Origin of the sequence: Micromonospora parastrephiae (genome assembly GCF_016802865.1) — a bacterium.
GTDB lineage: Bacteria > Actinomycetota > Actinomycetes > Mycobacteriales > Micromonosporaceae > Micromonospora > Micromonospora parastrephiae.
In genome coordinates this window covers 1-3,228 of the sequence record NZ_JAEVHM010000341.1, presented here as the reverse complement: position 1 = coordinate 3,228, position 3,228 = coordinate 1, and the positions used below count along the sequence as shown (strand labels likewise).

Annotated in this window: 4 protein-coding genes and 1 tRNA gene; 1 reads left to right on the top strand and 4 read right to left on the bottom strand. The window is 71.3% G+C overall.

The genetic code is table 11. The features are described 5' to 3' along the window. The coding region (locus JNW91_RS30630; protein ID WP_203178954.1) for a hypothetical protein at nucleotides 1-796 on the top strand (796 nt) is incomplete at its 5' end. Between the two features lie 100 nt (nucleotides 797-896). Here the strand turns inward: JNW91_RS30630 and JNW91_RS30625 are convergent. From JNW91_RS30625 to JNW91_RS30610, 4 genes are all read right to left on the bottom strand, one after another. Further along, nucleotides 897-968, bottom strand: a tRNA-Val gene (locus JNW91_RS30625). A gap of 77 nt (nucleotides 969-1,045) precedes the next feature. Further along, on the bottom strand, nucleotides 1,046-1,510 hold the full coding sequence (locus JNW91_RS30620) for a peroxiredoxin (RefSeq protein ID WP_203178953.1): 465 nt from the start codon (nucleotides 1,508-1,510) through the stop codon (nucleotides 1,046-1,048). A gap of 84 nt (nucleotides 1,511-1,594) precedes the next feature. Next, complete coding sequence (locus JNW91_RS30615; RefSeq protein WP_030330240.1) at nucleotides 1,595-2,032, bottom strand: DUF3052 domain-containing protein; 438 nt, start codon at nucleotides 2,030-2,032, stop codon at nucleotides 1,595-1,597. Nucleotides 2,033-2,144: 112 nt separating this feature from the next. Next, nucleotides 2,145-3,228: alpha-ketoacid dehydrogenase subunit beta (locus tag JNW91_RS30610; RefSeq protein ID WP_305070430.1), on the bottom strand; the 1,084-nt coding region annotated here is incomplete at its 5' end.

The window sequence follows — 3,228 nt, the reverse complement described above, 5'->3', positions numbered from 1 at the left end:
CGTCGGCATGCCGTCGGAGCCCGGCGTCACCGTCGGCGCCCCCGGCTGGGTCGGCGCGACGCCGCCCACCGGCTCGAACCACTCCGCCATCGTCGCCGCCGTCGTCGGAGGCGTCGTGGTCGTCCTGCTGGTGCTCTGCCTCGGCCTGGTCGGCGGCTTCTTCCTGCTGCGCGACGAGGAGACCGCCGCGTCCGGCCCGAAGGCCACCGCGCCGGCGGGGCCCTCGACCGGCGGCGGCCCGACGGCGAGCGCCACCCCCACCCCGGTCGAGGAGCCCGTCGTGCAGGGGCCGCAGGCCAGCGCGTACCCGGCGGAGAAGATCGAGGACCTGAACCGGGTGTGCGACGAGGACGTCTACTACCCCGAGCTGCCCAAACGGGCCGGGAAGGCGCCACACCCGGTCGTCCTGCTCCTGGCGGACACCCCGGGCCTGCGCTACAAGGACGACGGCTACTACTACGACCTGGGCCTGTCCAAGAAGGTCGAGCAGACGTGGGCGTCGGAGGACCCCAGGACGGTGCAGATGGTCGCCTGCCTGGACCGGGTCAGCGCCGGCTCGACGATCCGCACCTGCAAGTTCGACGACCCGAAGCCGCAGACCCTGCCGCTGGTGCGCACGAGCTGGCGTCTGCGGGTGTACGAGGCCGCGACCGGCCGCAAGCTGCTGGAGAAGACGATGACCGGCGACGACCAGAAGTGCCCGTACGTCGTCATGGTCGGCGCCGACAGGAAGATCTACGCCGAGGTCAGCGACCGGGCGGCCATCGCGGCACTGCGCAACCTCGTGACCAGGTAGCCCCGTTCGGTGTGGAACGACGGCGAACCCGATCGGGCACGAGGCGCACCGCCCGGTCCACGGCTTTCTGGCGGGTCGGCGACTCCTGGTCGAAGGGTTGTGGGCGCGGCAGGTTTCGAACCTGCGACCCCCCGCTTGTAAGGCGGGTGCTCTCCCACTGAGCTACGCGCCCGGAACGCCCCGTGTGGCGGGCCGGTGGCTGGCAAGCTTACCTGCTTGCCGCCGGCCCGGACGCACGGCGTACCCCGGTCAGATGGCCGCTTCCGCGATGGCCTTGCGCCAGCCCTGCTGGTCGCGGGCCTCGCCCGGGCCGTTCATCTCGGCGAAGCGCACCACGCCGCTCCTGTCGATGACGAAGGTGCCCCGGTTGGCGAAGCCGGCGACGTCGTTGAAGACCCCGTACGCCTGGGCGACGGCGCCGTGCGGCCAGAAGTCGGCCAGCATGGGGAACTGGTAGCCCTCGCGGTCGGCCCAGACCTTGTGGCTGTAGGCCGAGTCGACGCTGACCGTCAGCACCTGGACGTCGTCGTTCACGTACTCGTCGAGGTTGTCCCGCACCTCGGACAACTCACCCTGGCAGGTGCCGGTGAAGGCGAGCGGGTAGAAGACCAGCAGCACGGTGCGCCGACCGCGGAAGTCGGAGAGCCGGACCTCCTGGTTGTTCTGGTCCTTCAGCACGAAGTCCGGTGCCTCGGCACCAACCTCGATGGGCATGTGAACTCCTCGGTCGGGTCAGGGACGGCAGCAACCTGCCACACCCGGCGGTACCGACCGCCGAGCGTGTGCAACGGCCGGAGGCTACTTCTTGGCCTTGGCCCCACGGCGCAGCACCAGGCGGGCACCGCTCCAGTCCCGGCCGGCGTTGACGGTCGAGGTCTGCTGGAGGCCGGCCGTGGGCGCGGACTCCGCGACCTCGCTCGGCTCGACGTGCCCCTCACGCCCCGCCTTCGGCGTGAGCAGCCACACGACCCCGTTGTCGGCCAGCGGGCCGAGGGCGTCGACGAGAAGCTCGAAGAGATCACCGTCGCCGTCGCGGTACCAGACCAGCACCGCGTCGACCACCTCGTCGGTGTCCTCGTCGACCAGATCTCCACAGCGGTCGGTCAGGGCGTCGCGGAGATCCTGGTCGACGTCGTCGTCGTACCCCATCTCCATGACGACCATCCCCGGTTCGATCCCGAACCGGTCCGCCAGGCTGCGTACCCCGTCGGCGGCCTGACCAGCGGTCGCGCTCACTGTCGCGTGCCTCCTCATCTCGTCCCTGCTCGCGGCGTCGGACCGACGCCGTCAGGCAAAGTCCACACACTTGTGCCTCTGCGCGCAAGTGGCGCACCGGGTGCAACGGAATTTACCGTGCCAGCAGCGTACGGGCACCGTCGGTAATGGCTTCCGCGGAGACCAGTACGTGACGCGCTGCCGGACCTAATGGTACAAACGAGTCAACTCCGGCTACTCGACGCGCCGCACCCACATATCCGGCGTCGACCAGCGCGGCGATGACCCCCTCGCCGACCCCGCCGGAACGGCGCGTCTCGTCCACCACCAGCACCCGGCCCGTCGCCGAGGACTCCCGGATGATGTCGGCCACCGGCAGCGGGGCCAACCAGCGCAGGTCCACCACGCGGGTGCCCACCCCCTCCTCGGCGAGGACGGCCGCCGCCCGCAGCGACATCCGCACCCCGTTACCGAAGGTGATGATGGTCAGGTCGTCGGCGGAGCCCACCCGGTAGACCCGGGCCCGGCCGACCGGCACGTGCCCGGCCACCCACGCGCCCGGCTCCGGATAACCCGCCAGCCACTCCCCGTCGCCGTCGGCGTACAGGTCGCGGGTGTGGTACAGCGCGATCGGCTCCAGGAACACGCAGACGCTGCCGTCCACCGCCGCGCTGGCCAGGCAGGTCCGCAGCATCGGCGCGGCGTCGTCCGGCCGCGCCGGCACCGCGACCACCAGACCCGGCACATCCCGGAGTACGGCCACCGAGTTGTCGTTGTGGAAGTGCCCGCCGAACCCCTCCTGGTACGCCAGCCCGGCCACCCGCACCACCATCGGGTTACGGAACGCCCCCCGCGAGAAGAACTGCATGGTGGCCGCCTCGCCGCGCAGTTGGTCCTCGGCGTTGTGCAGGTACGCCAGATACTGGATCTCCGGCACCGGCAGCATCCCGGCCAGCCCCGCGCCCAACCCCAACCCCAGCACCGACGTCTCGTCGAGCAGGGTGTCGAAGACCCGGGCCACCCCGAACCGGTCGCGCAAACCCTTGGTCACCCCGTACACCCCGCCCTTGGCGGCCACGTCCTCGCCGAAGATCGCCATCTGCGGGTGGTCGAGCAGACCGTCGGCGAGCGCCGCGTTGATGCTCTGCGCGAGGGTCAGCGGGCCGGCCAGCTCCGGCGGTTTGCCCCCGAACGCCTCCTCCCGCGCCGCCGCCGCC